The organism is Deltaproteobacteria bacterium (genome assembly GCA_029210625.1).
In the GTDB taxonomy this organism is placed as follows: domain Bacteria; phylum Myxococcota; class Myxococcia; order SLRQ01; family SLRQ01; genus JARGFU01.
Genome location: JARGFU010000023.1, coordinates 14,115 through 32,831, shown reverse-complemented (window position 1 = coordinate 32,831; position 18,717 = coordinate 14,115). Strand labels below are relative to the sequence as shown.

At 71.5% G+C, this 18,717-nt stretch carries 13 protein-coding genes; 10 read left to right on the top strand and 3 right to left on the bottom strand.

The features are described 5' to 3' along the window. The first annotated feature begins 29 nt into the window (after positions 1-29). The 9 genes from carB to P1V51_19420 all read left to right on the top strand — a co-directional run bounded on the left by carB (position 30) and on the right by P1V51_19420 (position 15,795). Positions 30-3,356: a carbamoyl-phosphate synthase large subunit gene (carB, locus tag P1V51_19460; protein ID MDF1565224.1), complete on the top strand. Its 3,327-nt coding sequence runs from the start codon at positions 30-32 to the stop codon at positions 3,354-3,356. Positions 3,357-3,366: 10 nt separating this feature from the next. Continuing rightward, on the top strand, positions 3,367-3,849 hold the full coding sequence (gene greA / locus P1V51_19455) for a transcription elongation factor GreA (protein ID MDF1565223.1): 483 nt from the start codon (positions 3,367-3,369) through the stop codon (positions 3,847-3,849). A gap of 13 nt (positions 3,850-3,862) precedes the next feature. Beyond that, positions 3,863-6,358, top strand: a complete 2,496-nt coding sequence (gene recG, locus P1V51_19450) for an ATP-dependent DNA helicase RecG (GenBank protein ID MDF1565222.1) — start codon at positions 3,863-3,865, stop codon at positions 6,356-6,358. Positions 6,359-6,436: 78 nt separating this feature from the next. Continuing rightward, the gene (locus tag P1V51_19445) at positions 6,437-7,447 is read left to right on the top strand and encodes a rhomboid family intramembrane serine protease (GenBank protein ID MDF1565221.1); all 1,011 of its coding nucleotides are present in this window, start codon (positions 6,437-6,439) and stop codon (positions 7,445-7,447) included. Further along, a complete protein-coding gene (locus P1V51_19440; protein ID MDF1565220.1) occupies positions 7,444-7,863 on the top strand; it encodes a hypothetical protein in 420 nt (139 codons plus the stop codon). The genes P1V51_19445 and P1V51_19440 overlap by 4 nt, the downstream gene beginning before the upstream one ends. 8 nt (positions 7,864-7,871) lie before the next feature. Further along, complete coding sequence (gene thrC / locus P1V51_19435; GenBank protein MDF1565219.1) at positions 7,872-9,200, top strand: threonine synthase; 1,329 nt, start codon at positions 7,872-7,874, stop codon at positions 9,198-9,200. Between the two features lie 661 nt (positions 9,201-9,861). Then, positions 9,862-13,509 carry a vitamin B12-dependent ribonucleotide reductase gene (locus tag P1V51_19430; protein ID MDF1565218.1) on the top strand — a complete coding sequence of 1,216 codons (3,648 nt, stop codon included), beginning with the start codon at positions 9,862-9,864 and terminating at the stop codon, positions 13,507-13,509. A 214-nt stretch (positions 13,510-13,723) separates the two neighbouring features. After that, positions 13,724-15,166: a PQQ-binding-like beta-propeller repeat protein gene (locus P1V51_19425; protein MDF1565217.1), complete on the top strand. Its 1,443-nt coding sequence runs from the start codon at positions 13,724-13,726 to the stop codon at positions 15,164-15,166. Beyond that, a complete protein-coding gene (locus tag P1V51_19420; protein MDF1565216.1) occupies positions 15,163-15,795 on the top strand; it encodes a DUF1801 domain-containing protein in 633 nt (210 codons plus the stop codon). The genes P1V51_19425 and P1V51_19420 overlap by 4 nt, the downstream gene beginning before the upstream one ends. 5 nt (positions 15,796-15,800) lie before the next feature. Here the strand turns inward: P1V51_19420 and P1V51_19415 are convergent, their stop codons facing one another. From P1V51_19415 to P1V51_19405, 3 genes are read right to left on the bottom strand one after another with little or no spacing between them, the layout of a single operon-like run. Next, a complete protein-coding gene (locus P1V51_19415) occupies positions 15,801-16,253 on the bottom strand; it encodes a GNAT family N-acetyltransferase (protein MDF1565215.1) in 453 nt (150 codons plus the stop codon). 11 nt (positions 16,254-16,264) lie between these two features. After that, on the bottom strand, positions 16,265-17,101 hold the full coding sequence (locus P1V51_19410) for a hypothetical protein (GenBank protein ID MDF1565214.1): 837 nt from the start codon (positions 17,099-17,101) through the stop codon (positions 16,265-16,267). Positions 17,102-17,160: 59 nt separating this feature from the next. After that, positions 17,161-17,829, bottom strand: coding sequence for a DUF4476 domain-containing protein (locus P1V51_19405; GenBank protein MDF1565213.1), 669 nt, complete (start codon positions 17,827-17,829; stop codon positions 17,161-17,163). 215 nt (positions 17,830-18,044) lie between these two features. On the opposite strand from P1V51_19405, the gene tmk reads away from it, so the two are divergent. Beyond that, the gene (tmk, locus tag P1V51_19400; GenBank protein ID MDF1565212.1) at positions 18,045-18,695 is read left to right on the top strand and encodes a dTMP kinase; all 651 of its coding nucleotides are present in this window, start codon (positions 18,045-18,047) and stop codon (positions 18,693-18,695) included. Positions 18,696-18,717 lie beyond the last annotated feature (22 nt).

Here is an 18,717-nt window from a genome sequence, read left to right as displayed (position 1 = left end):
CCGCGCCTTCGTGGTATTCGCCCCGCTCGATGCCGCGCCGCGACGATCTCTCGACCATCCTCCTCGTGGGTTCCGGGCCGATCGTGATCGGGCAGGCCTGCGAGTTCGACTACTCCGGGACCCAGGCCTGCCGGATGCTGAAGGCCCAGGGCTATCGGGTCGTGCTCCACAACTCGAACCCGGCCACCATCATGACCGACCCCCAGATGGCGGACGCCACCTACGTGGAGCCGCTCACGGTCGAGGCCGCGACGAGGATCATCGAGCTGGAGAAGCCCGACGCCCTCCTGCCCACCCTCGGCGGGCAGACGGCCCTGAACCTGGCGGTGGACCTGGCGAAGGCCGGGGTGCTCGAGGCCCACGGGGTCGAGCTGATCGGCGCCACCCTCCACGCCATCGAGGAGGCCGAGGACCGGGACCGCTTCCAGAAGGCCATGCACGAGATCGGCCTGAAGACCCCGCTCTCGCGCTACATCGGCTCGCTGGCCGAGGCCCGGGAGACCCTGGCGACCATCCCGCTGCCCTGGATCCTGCGCCCCTCCTTCACCCTGGGCGGGGGCGGCGGCTCGGTGGTCGAGCACGAGGCGGAGATCGATCGCAAGGTCGAGGAGGCGCTGCGAGAGAGCCCCAACCGCACGGTGCTGCTCGAGACCTCCATCGCCGGGTGGAAGGAGTACGAGCTCGAGGTGATGCGCGACCGCGCCGACAACGCGGTCATCGTCTGCTCGATCGAGAACCTCGATCCGATGGGCGTGCACACCGGCGACTCCATCACCGTCGCGCCGGCCCAGACCCTCACCGACCGCGAGTACCAGGTCATGCGGGACTCGGCGCTGGCCATCCTGCGGCGGATCGGCGTGGACACCGGCGGCTGCAACATCCAGTACGCGGTGAACCCCGACAACGGCGACCTGGTGGTCATCGAGATGAACCCCCGGGTGAGCCGCTCCTCGGCGCTGGCCTCGAAGGCCACCGGCTTCCCCATCGCCAAGTTCGCGGCGCTGCTGGCCGTCGGCTTCACCCTCGACGAGATCGAGAGCGACATCACCAAGAAGACGAAGGCCTGCTTCGAGCCCTCGATCGACTACGTCGTCACCAAGATCCCGCGCTTCGCCTTCGAGAAGTTCCCGGGCGCCGACACCCGCCTGACCACCGCCATGAAGTCGGTGGGGGAGGTGATGGCCCTCGGGCGCACCCTCGAGGAGTCCCTGGGCAAGGCCCTGGCCTCGATGGAGGTCGGCTGTGACGGCCTGGAGCTCTGGACCCCCAAGGGGCAAGAGCCCCGCGAGGTCACCCTCGAGACGATCCGGGCGGAGCTCTCGCCCCCGGGCCCCGACCGCCTGCGCTGGGTGGCGGAGGGCCTGCGCCGGGGCCTCCCGCTGGAGGAGGTCTTCGAGCGCACGAAGATCGACCGCTGGTTCCTGCGGCGGATCGCCAAGATCGTCGCCCGGGAGGAGGCGCTGCGCGCGGCCGGCCTGCCGGCCGAGGACGACGCCCGGACCTGGCGCGAGCTCAAGCGCGCCGGCCTCTCCGACGGCCGCATCGCCGCGCTGACCCGCCAGAGCGAGGCCGAGGTCCGTCGCCGCCGCAAGGCCGCGGGGGTGGTGGCGGTCTACAAGCGGGTCGACACCTGCGGCGCCGAGTTCGAGGCCTTCACGCCCTACCTCTACTCGACCTACGAGGACGAGTGCGAGGCCGAGCCGAGCGGCGCGAAGAAGGTGATCATCCTCGGCAGCGGCCCCAACCGCATCGGGCAGGGGATCGAGTTCGACTACTGCTGCGTGCAGGCGGCCTACGCCCTGAAGGAGGCCGGGGTCGAGGCCATCATGGTCAACTGCAACCCCGAGACGGTCTCCACCGACTACGACACCGCCGACCGGCTCTACTTCGAGCCCCTGACCTTCGAGCACGTCCTGGCGGTCATCGAGCGGGAGCAGCAGGCCGGCGAGATCCTCGGCGTCATCGTGCAGTTCGGCGGGCAGACCCCGCTGAAGCTGGCCGCCGCCCTGGAGGCCGCCGGGGTGCCGATCCTGGGCACGCCGCCGGCGGCCATCGACCGCGCCGAGGACCGCGAGCGCTTCGCCGCGCTGCTGAACGAGCAGGGCCTGCGGCAGCCGGCCGGGGGCCTGGCCCGGAGCGAGGCCGAGGCCCTCCAGGCCGCCTCGAAGATCGGCTTCCCGGTGATGGTGCGCCCCTCCTACGTGCTCGGCGGCCGGGCCATGGAGATCGTCCACGACGAGGAGGCCCTCAAGCGCTACGTGCGGGAGGCCACCGACGTCTCGCCCGACCACCCCATCCTCATCGACCGCTTCCTGCGGGACGCGGTCGAGGTGGACGTGGACGTCGTCTTCGACGGCAAGGAGGGCCTGGTCAGCGGCGTGATGGAGCACATCGAGGAGGCGGGGATCCACTCCGGCGACTCGGCCTGCGCCCTGCCGCCCTTCACCCTCGGCCCCGAGATCGTCCGGGACCTGGCCCGCATCTCCCTCCAGCTCGCCCGCGAGCTCGGGGTGGTCGGGCTGATGAACGTCCAGTTCGCCCTGCTGGGGAGGAAGGTCTACCTCATCGAGGTGAACCCCCGCGCCTCGCGCACCGTCCCCTTCGTGGGCAAGGCTACCGGGGTGCCGGTGGCGCGCCTGGCGACCCTGGTGATGCTGGGCCGGTCCCTGCACGAGCTGGGCTACGGCGGCCTTCCCGACGGCCTCCCGCCCTCGCCCCAGTACTTCGCGGTGAAGGAGGCGGTCTTCCCCTTCAAGAAGCTGCCGGGCACCGACACCATCCTGGGCCCCGAGATGCGCTCCACCGGCGAGGTGATGGGCATCGCGCCCACCTTCGGCGAGGCCTACGGCAAGGCCCAGGAGGCCTCGGGCAACCACCTGCCCGACACCGGGCTGGCCTTCCTCTCGGTGCGCGACGCCGACAAGGAGGAGATCGTCGACGTGGCCCGCCGCCTCTCGGGCCTCGGGCTCTCCCTCCTGGCCACCACCGGCACCGCGGCCTACCTCAAGGCGAGGGGCGTGGTCTGCGAGTCGGTGCTGAAGGTCAGCGAGGGCTCACCCAACTGCGTGGATCGGATCATGGCCGGCGACGTCGCCCTGGTGGTGAACACGACCGAGGGTCAGCAGGAGATCCGCGACTCCTTCTCGATCCGCCGCGAGGCGCTGATGCGCAACGTCCCCTACGTCACCAACCTGGCCGCCGGCCTCGCCGCGGTCGGCGCGCTCGAGCGCCGGGCGCAGGTGCGCCGGATGGGCTTCGACGGGGAGCCGGTGGTGCCCCTGCAGACCTACCACGCCCGTCACCGGGAGAGCGCGGCCTGGGCCCGTCGCTTGACAGGGGCCGAAAACGCCGGGTAACGAGCCTGCCATGTCCGAACGGGTACCGATGACGACGGAGGGCCACGTGGCCCTGAAGGCAGAGCTCAAGCGCCTCAAGGCCGAGGACCGGCCGGCCATCTCCAAGGAGATCGGCATCGCCCGGGAGCACGGCGATCTCTCCGAGAACGCCGAGTACCACGCGGCCAAGGAGAAGCAGGGGCTGATCGAGGCCCGGATCTCCTACCTCGAGGACCGGCTCTCCCGGGCCGAGGTGATCGACGTGAGCACCCTCTCCGGGGAGCGCATCGTCTTCGGCGCCACGGTGAAGCTCCTCGACATCGACTCCGACGACGAGCTCACCTACACCATCGTCGGCGAGGACGAGACCGACCTCGACCGGGGACGGATCTCCATCGCCTCGCCGATCGCCCGGGGCCTCATCGGCAAGCGGATCGACGACGAGGTCACCATCCGCACCGGGAAGGGGCCCCGGAGCTTCGAGATCCTCGACGTCGCCTTCGGCGAGGGCTGAGCCGGGTCGCGCCGTGAGCGAGGCGCTCGACCAGGCCCTCCGGCCGCTGCGAAAGGCGCTGGGCTTCGCCGCCCGGGGTGCCTTCGCCAACGCCGACCGGGTGGGCGGCCTGGAGGCCCTGGCCGAGGGCTGCCTGAAGGCGGCCGCCGAGGCGGGGATGGAGACCGCGAAGGTGGAGAGGGCTCGCGGGCTGGCAGCGGGGCTCGATGGCAAGCACGGGGAGGTGCGCCGGGAAGCCATGGCCGCCCTCCTGGAAGCGCTGGGGCCAGAGTCCTCACCCCAGCCTCCGCCTCCGCCTCAGCATCCGCCTCAGCATCCGCCGAAACCGACCCCGAAACCGACCCCGAAACCGGCCGGGAGAGTCGCCGCGAAGCCGCCCGCGCGTCCCCCGTCGGGGGACGTGCGCTCTCTCGACGACGGCCTCCGCGGCCTCCCCGGCATCGGCCCCAGCCGGGCCGAGAAGCTGGCCGAGCGGGGCCTCTCCACGATCCGGGATCTGCTCCATCACCTGCCCCTGGGCTACCAGTCCTGCCTGGGCTCGGTGCCCATCGGCGAGCTCGAGGCGGGGAGCCGGGCCACCGTGGTCGGTGAGGTCGAGCGGGCCGGGGTGCGCTTCTACCGCCGCGGCCGCGGCTTCGAGGCCGTGGTCGGGGACGGCAGCGGGCGGATCACCGTGCGCTGGTTCCGGGGCGCCAAGTGGATCGAGGAGAAGCTGAAGGTGGGCCAGCGGGTGGCGCTGGCCGGCGAGGTGCGGTTGCCGGGGAAGGGGAGGACCGGCCGCCCGGAGATGGCCCACCCGGAGATCCTCGATCCCGAGAGCCTGGGCGGGGACAGCGCGGCCGAGGACGAGCGCCTCCAGCCCCGCTACAGCGAGGTGCCGGGGATCCCTGCCCGCACCCTGCGCCTGGCCATCGAGGCCGCGTTGCCCTCCCTCGCGCGCCTCGAGGATCCCTTGCCCCCGGCCCTCAAGGCCCGGCGGGGCCTGCCCGAGCTGGCCGACGCCCTGCGGGCCCTCCACCAGCCGCCGGTGGACGCGGATCTCTCGGCCCTGGCCGAGGCGAAGACCCCGGCCCACGGCCGGCTCATCTACGACGAGTTCCTCCACCTCCAGCTGGGGCTGGCCCAGAAGGCCCGGGGCCTCCAGCAGGAGCCCGGGCAGGCCCAGGTGATCCCCGACGAGCGGGTGGAGGAGGCCCGCCGCCTGCCCCCCTTCCAGCTCACCGGGGCCCAGGAGCGGGTCCTGGGGGAGGTCGTGGCCGATCTGCGCCGGCCCCAGCCCATGCACCGGCTCCTCCAGGGCGACGTGGGCTCGGGCAAGACCGTGGTGGCGGGCCTGGCCCTCTGGCTCTCCGTGAGGGCCGGCCACCAGGGCGCGCTGATGGCCCCCACCGAGCTGCTGGCCGAGCAGCACGGCCGCTCCCTCCGGGCCCTCCTGGAGCCCGCCGGGATCACGGTCGTCATGCTCACCGGCCAGCTGGCGGCGCCCGCCCGGCGGGAGGCCCTGGCCGCCATCGCCAGCGGCGAGGCGCAGGTGGTGGTCGGCACCCACGCCCTGATCCAGCCCGACGTGACCTTCCGGGATCTGGCCACCCTGGTGGTGGACGAGCAGCACCGCTTCGGGGTGGCCCAGCGCCGCGCCCTGATGGAGAAGGGCCAGCGCCCCGACGTGCTGGTCATGACCGCCACCCCCATCCCCCGGACCCTGGCGATGACCGCCTACGGGGATCTCGACCTCTCGATCCTGGACGAGCTGCCCCCGGGCCGGACGCCGGTGGCCACGAAGGTCTACCGGGCGAAGCGGATCGACGAGGTCTGGGAGGTGGTGCGGGAGCAGGTGGCCCAGGGGAGGCAGGCCTACGTGGTCTACCCCCTGGTCGAGACCTCGGTGGCCCTCGAGGAGGTCCAGGCGGCCACCGAGCGGCGGGAGCACCTGGCGGCCGAGGTCTTCCCGGAGCTGCAGATCGGCCTCCTCCACGGCCGGATGGCCCCGGCCGAGAAGGACGCGGTGATGGCCGTCTTCAGCGCCGGCCGGACCCAGATCCTGGTCGCCACCACGGTCATCGAGGTCGGCATCGACGTGCCCAACGCCACGGTGATGGTCGTCGAGCACGCCGAGCGCTTCGGCCTCTCCCAGCTCCATCAGCTGCGCGGCCGGGTCGGGCGGGGGGCGAAGCAGAGCCACTGCCTCCTGGTGGCCCACCCCCAGCAGGGGCAGAAGACCCGGGAGCGGCTGGCGGTGATGGAGCGGACCACCGACGGCTTCGTCATCGCCGAGGAGGACCTGCGCATCCGGGGCCCCGGGGATCTGCTGGGCACCCGCCAGTCCGGGCACCCGGACCTGGTCTACGGGAACCTGGTCCGGGACCGGCTCATCCTCTCCCAGGCCCGGGACGACGCCTTCGCCCTGATCGAGGCCGATCCCGAGCTGGAGCGGGCCGAGCACCGGGGCCTGAAGGCCGAGCTCGAGCGCCGCTGGCACGGCCGCCTCTCCCTCGGGCGGGTCGGCTGAGCCGCCGAAAAAACCCTTTGAAATTCGATGAGTCCGGATTGATGTTGCACCTTGTTCCCCCTCACCGGGACCCCACCGATGCCCCCTGAAGCCCGCCAAGACCCTCCGCCGGGCGCGCCGCCGCCCCGGCACCTGAGCCTCACCGAGCGGGCCCGCCTCGGGCCGGTAACCACCGCGGTGGCCCTCTTCTGCGCGGGCCTCTTCCTGGCAGGGAACCTCCAGCCGGAGCTCTTCGAGCGCGGCGTGATGGCCCCGGACGAGGTCTGGGGTGGGGAGCTCTGGCGCCTCCTCACCGCCAACTTCTTCCACGTGAACTTCCTCCACGTGGCCTTCAACGTCCTGTGGTGGTGGACCCTCGCCTTCGCCATCGAGGTGCGCTTCGGCGGCGCCCGGCTCCTCCTCCTGACCCTGGCCACGGGGGTGGCCGGCTCCCTGGCGGAGCTGGCCTTCGTGGCCCTCGACTATCCCGGCTCGGTGGGGCTCTCGGGGGCGGTCTACGGCCTCTTCTGCTTCGGCTACGTGGCCCTGCGGCCCCTCGGGGGGCCCTTCGGGATGCTCTTCGGGGTGAAGAACGCCCAGGTCTTCCTGGGCTGGGGCCTGCTCTGCGTGGTCCTCACCGTGGCGGACGTGCTGCCGGTCGCCAACTACGCCCACGGCGCCGGGGCGCTCTTCGGGGCCCTCCTGGGCTGGGCCTGGAGCCAGCACGGCCTGCGGCGACTGGCCTTCTCCGGGGCCTTCGCCGCCCTCCTGGCCCTCCTGGCCTTCGGGGGCCTCAACCCCCGCTGGACCTCCCGCCACCAGGCCTTCCTCGGCTCCCGGGCCTTCGACGCGAAGGACTGGCCGGCGGCCGCCACCCACTTCGAGGCGGTGCTGGAGCGCCACCCCGACGCCCACTGGATCCGGGCCAACCTGGCCCTGGTCCTGGCGCAGGCGGGGAGGCTGCCCGAGGCGACGGCGGCGGCCCGGGCCCTGCCCGAGTCCTACCTGGCGACGCTCCAGGGCGGGAACCAGCAGATCATCGCCTGGCTGCGAAGCGGCGAGCTCGAGGCCCACCCGGAGGGGCGATCTGGGGTAGGCTCACCTCCGTGATCATCTGCGCACTCTGCGAGAACCAGCAGCCCCAGGGCACCGACTGCGAGGTCTGCGGGATGCCCTTCCCCAAGGCCGAGGTCGCGAGCCAGGGGCACGTCGATGCCCCGGTCGCGATGATCGAGGGCCTCGAGACCACCGCGGTGGCCGCCCCGGATCCCACCCCGGCGACCGCCGCCCTCACCGAGAGCTCACCCTGTGTCTGGTGCAGTCACGTGCAGGCCTCGGGGCTGATCTGCGAGCGCTGCGGGATGCAGCGGCACCGCGGCCGGCGGGTCACCAAGGACGCCAACGAGAACGGCATCCCGGATCACCTCGAAGAGATCGTCGTGCCCTGCAGCGACTGCGGCCTGCCGGGGCTGGCCCCCGGCCGCTGCCGCGGCTGCGGCGCCAAGATGCGGGTCCCGGAAGAGTAGAGCGATCCATGCCCTCGAGCTTCCACGCCGAGTTCCGCTGCCTGCAGGGCTGCCCGGAGGGCAGGCACCCCCTCGACGAGATCGTCTACCGCTGCCCGGCCTGCGGCGGCCTGCTGGAGGTGGTCCACGATCTCGAGGCCCTCAAGACCGTCGAGGCGGGCGCGTGGCGCGAGCGCTTCGAGCGCCGCCTGATCTCCGCGGTGCCCTGGGAGCGCTCGGGGGTCTGGGCCCGCCGGGAGTGGGTGCACCCGCTGCTCGAGGACGAGGATCTGGTGACCCTGGGGGAGGGGAGCACGCCCCTGGTCGAGAGCCCCCGCCTGGCCGAAGAGGAGGGGCTCTCCCACCTCTGGGTGAAGCAGTGCGGCACCTCTCACACCGGCAGCTTCAAGGACCTGGGCATGACGGTCCTGGTCTCGGCGGTGAAGGCGATGGTGCGGGCGGGCAAGCCCATCCGGGCGGTGGCCTGCGCCTCGACCGGGGACACCTCCGCGGCGCTGGCCGCCTACGCCGCGGCGGCCGGCATCCCGGCGGTGGTCTTCCTGCCGGCCGGCAAGATCAGCACCGCCCAGCTCCTCCAGCCCCTGGCCCACGGGGCGAAGGTGCTGGCCCTCGAGACCGACTTCGACGGCTGCATGACCATCGTGCAGGCCATCACCCGGGACGCGGGGATCTACCTGGCCAACTCCATGAACAGCCTGCGGGTCGAGGGGCAGAAGACCGTCGCCCTGGAGATCGTCCAGCAGCTGGGAGGGAGGGTGCCCGACTGGGTGGTCATCCCCGGGGGGAACCTGGGCAACGTGTCGGCCCTGGTGGCGGGCTTCGAGCTGCTGCGGGCGCTGGGCCTCACGGAGGCGATGCCCCGGGTCTGCGTCGCCCAGGCCGAGGCCGCCAACCCCCTCTACCTCGCCAGCCAGCGGGGCTGGGACTTCGAGGCGGTGGTCGCGGGTGAGACCGCCGCCAGCGCGATCCGGATCGGCAACCCCGTCTCCTTCCCGAAGGCGGTGCGGGCGCTCGAGGCGGTGGACGGCATCGTGCGCCAGGCCTCCGAGGCGCAGCTCTCGGAGGCGGCGGCCCGCGCGGATCGGGCGGGGCTCTTCCTCGACCCCCACACCGGCGTCGCGCTCGCCGCGGTGGAGCAGCTCCGCGCCGAGGAGACCATCGCCCGGGACGCCGAGGTGGTGGTCGTGAGCACGGCCCACGCCCTGAAGTTCTCCGAGCACAAGGCGGCCTACCACGAGGGCCGCCTGCCCCACGGCGCGTCGCGCGAGCCCAACCAGCCGGTGGCGGTCGAGGCCACCACCGACGCGGTCCGCGGGCTGCTCGATCGCCTCCTCTGAGCCTCCCGGAGGGGGTGGCGCGGGAGGCCCCGGGAGGGGGGCGCGGCGGCGCCCGATCACTCCACTGCTGTCAAGCCTCTCTGGACGGCGCTCGAGGCGCTCTCCGGCCCATTTTTTTTCGACCTATGATCGCCTGGAGGGGGGACGCGCAACTCTGCCTCGTTGCGTCATTTTTCGCCTCCATCGCAGGTGATTCCTCGGCTCTGAACGCGTTCGAAACTTGGCCTCGCCGGAGGGCTTTACAGCCTCTCGGTCGGGGCGGGCCGGGCCCGGCGCGGGGGAGCAGTGATCGGCTTCTCGGGCGCTGGAATTGCGATCGAGAGCCCGATCACGCGGGGGCGGATCGGCAGCGGATCGGCGGCGCCGCCGGCGGGCCGTCGAGGGGGGTCTCGGCGGGACCTCGTTCTCGTGCAGTCAATCGTGGGCGAGAGACAACCCTGTTGATCTCTCTGGTCGCGCTGGAGAGTCTCACGCTCGCTTTGAGGTCGATGGGGGACATATCAGCGTCGTTGCGCACCGCGGGCCGCCACACTGGGTGGCGGGACACGTCCGTCGATCGAGAGGCTTTGGAACCACGCGGCCTGGGTGCGCCGCACCGGTGGAGCGGAAAGATGGGTCCCTCTGCCGTCCCCCTGAATGATGTCCCCGGAGGTCCCCGCTGATGCAGATCACCCGCCGCTTCACTGTCGAAGGTCGCTCGCCCTACGACGACTTCAACTTCGTCGCCCGCCGCTCCGAGATCCGTGATCCCTCCGGGGAGCTGGTCTTCGAGGCCGATGGTGTCCTGGTGCCGGACCACTGGTCGCAGGTCGCCGTGGACATCCTGGCGCAGAAGTACCTGCGCAAGGCCGGCGTGCCAGCGGCCGTCCGCACCGTGATGGAGCGCTCCGTCCCGGCGTGGCTGCGCCGCCGCGTGCCCGACGAGAAGGCCATCGCCAAGCTCTCCGCCGAGGCCCGGGAGGGGCGCGAGCACGACGCCCGCCAGACCTTCGACCGGCTGGCCGGCTGCTGGACCTACTGGGGCTGGAAGCACGGCTACTTCGACACCGAGAAGGACGCCTCGGCCTTCCACGACGAGCTGCGCTGGATGCTGGCCCGCCAGATGGTGGCCCCCAACAGCCCGCAGTGGTTCAACACCGGCCTCCACTGGGCCTATGGCATCGACGGCCCGGCCCAGGGCCACTACTACGCCGATCCCAAGACCGGCGAGCTGAAGAAGTCCCGGAGCGCCTACGAGCACCCGCAGCCCCACGCCTGCTTCATCCAGTCCGTCGCGGACGACCTGGTGGGCGAGGGCGGCATCATGGACCTCTGGACCCGGGAGGCCCGCCTCTTCAAGTACGGCTCGGGCACCGGCACCAACTTCTCGGCGCTGCGCGGCGAGGGGGAGCCCCTCTCCGGCGGCGGCCGCTCCAGCGGCCTGATGAGCTTCCTGAAGATCGGCGACCGGGCCGCCGGCGCCATCAAGTCGGGCGGCACCACCCGCCGGGCGGCCAAGATGGTCTGCCTCGATCTCGATCACCCCGACATCGAGCACTTCATCGACTGGAAGATCCGCGAGGAGCAGAAGGTGGCCGCCCTGGTGGCCGGCAGCAAGGCCTGCAGCCTCCACCTCTCCCAGATCATGGCGGCCTGCCACACCGACACCGTCGAGGGCGACGCCCGCTTCGACCCGGAGGAGAACGAGGTCCTCGCCGGCGCCATCAAGCTGGCGAAGGCGGCCTTCGTGGCGCCCTCCTACATCCAGCGCTGCCTCCAGCTGGCCCGCCAGGGCTTCACCTCCATCATCTTCCCCACCTTCGACACCGACTGGGAGTCCGAGGCCTACGCCACCGTGGCCGGCCAGAACTCCAACAACTCGGTGCGGGTGCCCGACGAGTTCATGAAGGCCGTCCTGGACGACGGCGAGTGGGAGCTGCTGCGCCGCACCGACGGCAAGGTGGCCAAGCGCGTCCACGCCCGGGACCTCTGGGAGCGGATCGCCACCGCGGCCTGGGGCAGCGCGGACCCCGGCGTGCAGTTCGACGGCACGATCAACGCCTGGCACACCTGCCCCACCGACGGGCGGATCCGGGCGAGCAACCCCTGCTCCGAGTACATGTTCCTCGACGACACGGCCTGCAACCTGGCGTCGGTGAACCTGATGACCCTCCTGCGGGGCGACCAGGAGAACCCCTTCGACATCGGTGGGTTCACCCACGCCATCCAGATCTGGACGGTGGTCCTCGAGGTCAGCGTCCTGATGGCGCAGTACCCCAGCAAGGAGATCGCCCAGCGCTCCTACGAGTACCGGACCCTCGGCCTCGGCTTCGCCAACCTCGGCGCCATGCTGATGCGCCTGGGCATCCCCTACGACAGCCGCGAGGGCCGGGCCTGGTGCGGGGCGATCTCCTCGATCCTCACCGGTCACGCCTACGCCACCAGCGCCCGGATGGCGGCCGAGCACGGGCCCTTCCCGCGCTACGAGCGCAACGCCGCGGAGGTCCTGCGGGTCCTCAAGAACCACAAGCGGGCGGCCTACGACGCCCCGGTGGACGCCTACGAGGACCTCGAGGTCACCCCGGTGGGCCTCGACGCCGGCGCCTGCCCGGACAGCCTGACCAAGGCCGCCCGCAGCGCCTGGGACCTGGCCGTCGATCTGGCCACCGAGCACGGCGTGCGCAACGCCCAGACCACGGTCATCGCCCCCACGGGGACCATCGGTCTGCTGATGGACTGCGACACCACCGGCATCGAGCCGGACTTCGCCCTGGTGAAGTTCAAGAAGCTGGCCGGCGGCGGCTACTTCAAGATCATCAACCAGTCGGTGCCCGCGGCCCTCGCCCGCCTGGGCTACGACCCCCGCGAGGTCGACGCCATCGTCGCCTACGTGAAGGGCGCCGGCTCCCTGAAGGGCGCCCCCGGCGTGAACCACGAGGCCCTCAAGGAGCGAGGCTTCCAGGAGAGCGACCTGCGCAAGGTGGATCAGGCCGTGGCCTCGGCCTTCGATCTCTCCTTCGCCTTCAACCGCTGGACCCTGGGTGACGAGCTCCTCAAGGAGCGGCTGGACATCGACGCCGAGACCTTCACGGCCCCGGACTTCGACCTCCTCTCCTACCTGGGCTTCACCCCCGACGAGGTGCGCCGGGCCTCCGACTACGCCTGCGGCACGATGACCATCGAGGGCGCGCCGCACGTGAAGGAGGAGCACCTGCCGGTCTTCGACTGCGCCAACCGCTGCGGCCGCTACGGCACGCGCTTCATCGCGGCCGAGGCGCACATCCGGATGATGGCGGCGGCCCAGCCCTTCATCTCCGGCGCCATCTCCAAGACCATCAACATGCCCGCCGAGGCCACCGTCGAGGAGGTCAAGGACGCCTACCTCCTCTCCTGGCGTCTGGGCCTGAAGGCGATGGCCCTCTACCGGGACGGCTCGAAGCTCTCCCAGCCCCTCTCGGCGACCTGGGCCGTCGATGACGATGACGAGGTCCCCGTGCCCTCGCGGGCCGCGCCCCAGGAGGCCGCCGAGCGGATCATCCTGCGCTACCTGGCGCACCGCCGGCGCCTGCCGGACCGCCGCCGGGGCTACACCCAGAAGGCGGTGGTCGGCGGCCACAAGGTCTACCTGCGGACCGGCGAGTACGACGACGGCACCCTCGGCGAGATCTTCATCGACATGCACAAGGAGGGCGCCGCCTTCCGCTCGCTGATGAACTCCTTCGCCGTGGCGCTCTCCCTGGGCCTGCAGTACGGCGTGCCCCTCGAGGAGTTCGTCGACGCCTTCGTCTTCTCCCGCTTCGAGCCCAACGGCATGGTGCAGGGCAACGACCGGATCAAGATGGCCACCTCGGTCATCGACTACATCTTCCGGGAGCTGGCCGTCTCCTACCTGGGCCGCCACGAGCTGGCCCACGTCCAGGCCGACGACCTGCGGCACGACGCCATGCACCGCCCCGAGGAGCCCGAGTACGAGGACGAGGAGGTCTACGAGCGCATGGCCGATGCCCCCTCCGAGCTGCACTTCGAGTTTCAGGAGCAGCACCAGGCTGAGGTCGCCAGCGTCGGCTTCCTGCGCACCGCAGTCGGCGGCGGCGGCGCCGTCTCCCGGGGCTCGGCCCGCCTCACCCCCATGAGCGGGGGCGGGGGCCGCAGCAAGGCGGGCCGGGGCTCCTCCCGGAAGGCCGCCAAGCGGGATCTGGACAAGATCTCCATGGCCAAGGCCCAGGGCTACGAGGGTGAGGCCTGCGGTGACTGCGGTCAGATGACCATGGTCCGCAACGGCACCTGCCTGAAGTGCGTCAGCTGCGGATCGACCTCCGGCTGCAGCTAGGAAAAGAGTCTGAAGTAGGGGTTCGCGCAACGACCCTTCACGCCGCGTCGGGGCCATCTCCCCGACGCGGCGTTTTTTTTGAAGGCACGACCGCTCGTTCGAGGAGCCAGGGCGGATCAGGGGAGAAGCCGTGCACGTGTACGTGCACGTGAACGTGCTCGGTTTCTCCTCGGTTTCCGTGGTCGCGACCCGGAAAGCGGGGTATCCAATCACGATGTGCACCACACGCCTGCTGGCGACGCTCGTCGTGCTGCTCTTCGCTAGCGAGGCCCGGGCAGAGGACCTGACCCTGAAGCGCCTCTGGCAGACCCAGCTCCCCGGCGGCGGCGGCTCCTCGCCGAGGGTCCTCGACCTGGAGGGCGACGGCACCCCGGAGATCGCGGTGGGGGGCGGCCACATGGGCCAGGGTGGCGCCGCGGCGGTGGTGGACGCGAAGACCGGCAAGGTCCGCTGGAGGCGGCGCTTCAAGGACGAGCTCTACGCCACCCCCCACCTCCTGGACGTGAACGGCGACGGCGTGCAGGACGTCCTGACCGGCGGGCGGACGCTGGACTTCTATGCGCTCGACGGCAAGACCGGAAAGACCCTCTGGTCGCTGCGCCAGAAGAACCGCAACACCGCGCGGTTGAACTTCAACGGCGCCGTGCCCCTGCCGGATCTGGACGGCGACGGGGTGGCGGAGCTGCTCCTCTCCCAGGGAGGCTCCTACGACGACGAGCACCGGCTGGTGGGGCGGAGCCTGGTGGTGCGCGGGGCCAGCGGCAAGCTGCTGGCCAAGCAGCGCAGCGCCGACAAGAAGGAGATCTACACCTTCCCCGCCTACGAAGAGGCCGGCGGCGGGCCCCGGGCGATCCTCGGCTCGGGCGGCTGGACCCTCCCCGGGCACCTCTTCGCCGTCAGCGTGCCCTCCTGGGAGGAGCAGTGGCGCCTGCCCTCACCGGGCCGGGGCTTCGTGTCCTCGCCCAGCCTCTTCGACCTGCGGGCCCCGGGCGCCACCGAGCCGCTGCTGGACGTGGTCGCCATCGACTTCGACGCCAACCTCCTGCGGGTCGACGGCCGCAGCGGCGAGGTGGTCTGGACCGTGAAGAACGAGGGCTTCGAGACCACCTCCACCCCGGCGCCCGGCCGCTTCGGGGGGGACGCCACCGTGGACGTGGTCGCGGCGATCTCGAGGGGCAAGCTGCCCGTCTACGAGGACCACGCCGAGGTGATCTGGGTCGACGGCGCCACCGGCGCCGTCCTCGAGCGCAAGACCGTCGGGGTCTACATCCAGGCCTCCCCGGTCACGGTCGATCTGAACGGCGACGGCCTCGACGAGACCCTCGTCATCTCCAACGGCGGCCCCAACCCCCTCGAGTTCGGCGGCACCCTCCACGTCTTCGACGGCGGGCCGGGCAAGAAGGAGCTCCTGCAGCAGAAGCTCGATCGCTTCAGCGCCTGCACCCCCTGGCTGGGTGATCTGGACGGCGACGGCAAGCTCGACCTGATCCTCGCCCACTACACCCACCTGGAGCGCTGGGAGCTCTCCGGGCCGGGCGCGGTGCGCTGGGGGCAGTTCCGGGGACCGCACTTCACCGGCTCCGACGGCCCGCCCCCGGCCGGGCCGCCCCCGGCCGCCCCCGCAGCCCCCGCAGCCCCCGAGGCGGCCGCACCGTGAAGCAGAAGATCGAGTCGGTCGACCAGTACTTCCTGGAGGGATGCGGCCGCTGCGAGAAGGGCGCCACCCCCGACTGCAAGATCCACCGGTGGCCGGGGATCCTCGCCGAGCTGCGCCGGCTGGTGCGCGCCAGCGGCCTGATCGAGACCCTGAAGTGGAGCATGCCGGCCTACACCCACCAGGGGAAGAACGTCGTCATCGTCAGCGCCTTCAACGACTACTGCTCGATCAACTTCTTCCAGGGCGCCCTGCTCGAGGACGAGGCGGGGCTGCTGGAGAAGGCCGGCGAGAAGACCCAGGCCGCCCGGGTGCTGAAGTTCACCGAGCTCTCGCAGGTGAAGGCCCGCAAGAAGCAGATCCAGGCGCTCCTGGCCCAGGCCATCGCGGTGGCGGAGTCCGGTGCCCGGGTCGATCGCCCCAGCCGCCCGGCCGAGCCCCTCCCCCGGGAGCTGGAGGAGGCGCTGGCGAGGGACGCGGCGCTGCGGGAGGCCTGGGAGGCGCTCACCCCGGGGCGCCGGCGCTCCCACCTGCTCCACCTCAACCAGGCGAAGCAGGCGAAGACCCGCCTCCCCCGGATCGAGCGGCAGCGCGAGGCCATCCTCGCCGGCCGCGGCTTCAACGAGCGCTGACCCCCCTAGAGGGCGCGCTCGAGGTAGACTACGCTCCGGGCTCGCTCGAAGGCGTTCGAGGAGAAGAAGGTGAGGAGGGTCTCGTCGCTGACGTCGACCAGGGTGTTCACCCGGGTCACGCCGAGCTGCTTCAGGTGCGCCATCAGCGCCTCGAGCAGCTCCTTGCCGACGCCCTGCTGCCGCTGCCCGGGCTCGACGCCGATGGTGTCGAGGGTCGCGCCGGCCCGCGAGATGCCGTACTCGCCCATGTAGAGCTCGGCCATCACGAAGCCGACCAGCGCGCCGGCCTCGTCCTCCGCGACCATCGAGGTCGGCAGGAACTCCTTGGAGGCGAAGAGCTTGTCGAACTTCATCTGGTAGTACTCGACCCGGGCGGCCCCGGTCGTGCGGCTGTCGAGGGCGACCACGGCGTCGAAGTCGTCGGCCTTCATCAGGCGGACGGTGAAGCTGCTGGACATGGGGGAGTCCTTCAGAAGGGGCGGTCGAAGCCGAGGGCCTCGTCGGCGACGAGGGCCTTCACGGCCTCGCAGCCGGCCTCGTCGGCGATCCGGAGCTGGTCGAACCAGGTGAGCAGGGGGTTCGGGTCGGGGGTCACCTCGTTCTGGGCGGCCAGGACGCGGTTGCTGCCTCCGATGGAGGTCTTCTCGCTCTTGTTGTCCACCAGGCCGATGAGCCGGTCCGGGCCGAGGGTGATGCCGTCGAGGCCCAGGACCCGGCGCTGGACGAAGTACTGATCGCCGGAGACGAAGCCCTGGATCTGGGCGGTCATCCCGGGGTTCCCGTCCCCGTCCATGTCGAAGATCCGCTCCGAGTGGGGGGGGGCCTCGGCCTCTTCGACGGTCGCCGGCAGGGGGGTCTCGTAGGGGTCGGGCAGGTCGCGCAGGCCCCAGAGCTCGAGGTGGCCGGTGACGAGGTAGGCCCCGGTGGCGTCCTCGAGGCTCAGGGTGTGGGAGGTCGAGGGCGGGACGGTCTGCCGGAAGGCGTCGGGGATGAAGGTCTTGTTGCCCGCCACCGGCTCGATCACGCCGGTGCAGTGCCGGTGGACCTCGCTGTAGGTCTCCCCGTCCCAGGCGCGCTCGACCAGGTAGGCCGCCATCGAGCCCCCCTCGGACTCGCCGATGAGGGGGGCGTCCACCAGGTCGGCCACCCGGATGGCCAGGGCGAAGCGGCCCGCCAGGCCCCCGGGCTCCTCCACCGGGATGGCCTGCACCCCGATGTCGTCGTCGTAGACGGGCTCCTCGCGCGAACCGCAGCCGCTCGCCGCGAGGGCGGCGCACGCCAGGAGGAGGGGGATCAGAGGCCTCATACGACCAATTCTAGGCCCCTGATCCGGGGATTGACCAGGTTCAGGACACGGGAATCAGGTCAGATCCCGGCGAGGATCTGCTTGGCCTTCTTCTTGTCCGCGTCGAAGTCGAAGGCGCCGTAGATCTTGAACTTGTTCTGCGGGTCGGCGATGCGCGGGGCCATCTTCTCGAGGGCCTTGAGCTTGTCGTCGCCGAAGTCGAAGGCGCCGAGGATCTTCACGACCTGCTGCACGGAGAGGCAGCTGGACTCGATGGCGTCTCCGAGGACCGAGAGCTTGCCGTCGCCGAAGCTCTCGTCGTCGATGGCGCTCATGACCTCGCCGAAGGTGCGGGGGGCCATCATGGGGCAGGCGGCGGGCGCCGGAGCGGGCGGGGGCGGAGCCTGGCGGGTGTTGACCGTGGTGCCGCCGGCGCGCACGTGGGTGCCGCTGCCGCTGGTGCGCACGGTGGTCGAGCTGCCGGTGCGCACGGTGGTGGTCGAGGAGCTGGTGTGGACGCCCATGCCGCCCATGTTCACGTTGACGTCCACCTCCTCGTCGTCATCGTCGTCCTCGTCGTCGTCGGTGGTCTCGGTGACCCGGACGTTCATGTTCACGCCCATCCCGGGGATGCCCATGCCGCCGACCCCCATGTTCACGTCCACCTCCTCGGTGGTGGTGGTCTGGGCGGAGGCGGGGAGGACGAGGCCGAGGGCGGCGAGGAGCGCGAGGACGATACGCACGTTCATGGCTGGACCTTTATCAGGAGGGGCACGAGGGGCCCGTGGAGGGAGACGGCTCGAAGGCGGCTTCGCCCCCCAAGAACGCAGCGGGAGGCGGGAGATTCAATCGTGAGGCCGAAATTCCGCCGCGGCGGCCCTCCCGTCAAGCGATCCGGGTCACACCCGGGGGCCCCCGCAGAGGGCTCCAAGCCGGGCCGACCTGGGATAGGCTCTGCGGGGTCATGGACGAGCAGAGGCGGGGAAGGCTGATCGCCCTCGAGGGCATCGACGGGGTCGGGACGACCACCCAGGCCCACCTCCTCTGCGAGCGGCTCGCGGCGGCCGGCCACCGGGTCCACCGCACCTACGAGCCCTCCGGCGGGCCCATCGGCACCCTCCTGCGGCAGGTCCTCACCGGGCGCCTGCGGCGGGGCGGCACCGACGCGAACGAGCGGGTCGGGCCCGAGGTGGTGGCGGCCCTCTTCGCGGCGGATCGCCTGGATCACCTCGAGTCGGAGATCCTGCCCCGCCTGGAGGAGGGGGTGCACGTGATCACCGACCGCTACGTCCTCTCCTCCCTGGCCTACCAGGGCGTGGACTGCGAGCTGACCTGGGTGAAGGCCATCAACGCCCGGGCGCTCCCTGCGGACCTGACCCTCCTGCTCGAGATCTCGGCCGACGAGGCGCTGAAGCGCCGGGCGGATCGCCACGGGCCGGACGAGCGCTTCGACGCCCTCGAGCTGCAGCGCAGGATCGCCGCGGCCTACGCCGAGCGCGCCGACGACCCCGACTACACCAGCCCCGTCGTCCGCATCGACGCCAACCCCTCCGTGGAGCAGGTCGCGGAGGAGATCTGGCAGGCCATCGCGCCGCTCCTCACCGCTGACAGCTGACGGCTGATAGCTGATAGCCTCT

Bases quoted from the DNA above. Each gene is read 5' to 3' on its own strand.
- carB (MDF1565224.1), top strand. From the start codon at position 30: ATGCCGCGCCGCGACGATCTCTCGACCATCCTCCTCGTGGGTTCCGGG.
- greA (MDF1565223.1), top strand. From the start codon at position 3,367: ATGTCCGAACGGGTACCGATGACGACGGAGGGCCACGTGGCCCTGAAG.
- P1V51_19445 (MDF1565221.1), top strand. From the start codon at position 6,437: ATGCCCCCTGAAGCCCGCCAAGACCCTCCGCCGGGCGCGCCGCCGCCC.
- thrC (MDF1565219.1), top strand. From the start codon at position 7,872: ATGCCCTCGAGCTTCCACGCCGAGTTCCGCTGCCTGCAGGGCTGCCCG.
- P1V51_19430 (MDF1565218.1), top strand. From the start codon at position 9,862: ATGCAGATCACCCGCCGCTTCACTGTCGAAGGTCGCTCGCCCTACGAC.
- P1V51_19425 (MDF1565217.1), top strand. From the start codon at position 13,724: ATGTGCACCACACGCCTGCTGGCGACGCTCGTCGTGCTGCTCTTCGCT.
- P1V51_19415 (MDF1565215.1), bottom strand. From the start codon at position 16,253: ATGTCCAGCAGCTTCACCGTCCGCCTGATGAAGGCCGACGACTTCGAC.
- P1V51_19410 (MDF1565214.1), bottom strand. From the start codon at position 17,101: ATGAGGCCTCTGATCCCCCTCCTCCTGGCGTGCGCCGCCCTCGCGGCG.
- P1V51_19405 (MDF1565213.1), bottom strand. From the start codon at position 17,829: ATGAACGTGCGTATCGTCCTCGCGCTCCTCGCCGCCCTCGGCCTCGTC.
- tmk (MDF1565212.1), top strand. From the start codon at position 18,045: ATGGACGAGCAGAGGCGGGGAAGGCTGATCGCCCTCGAGGGCATCGAC.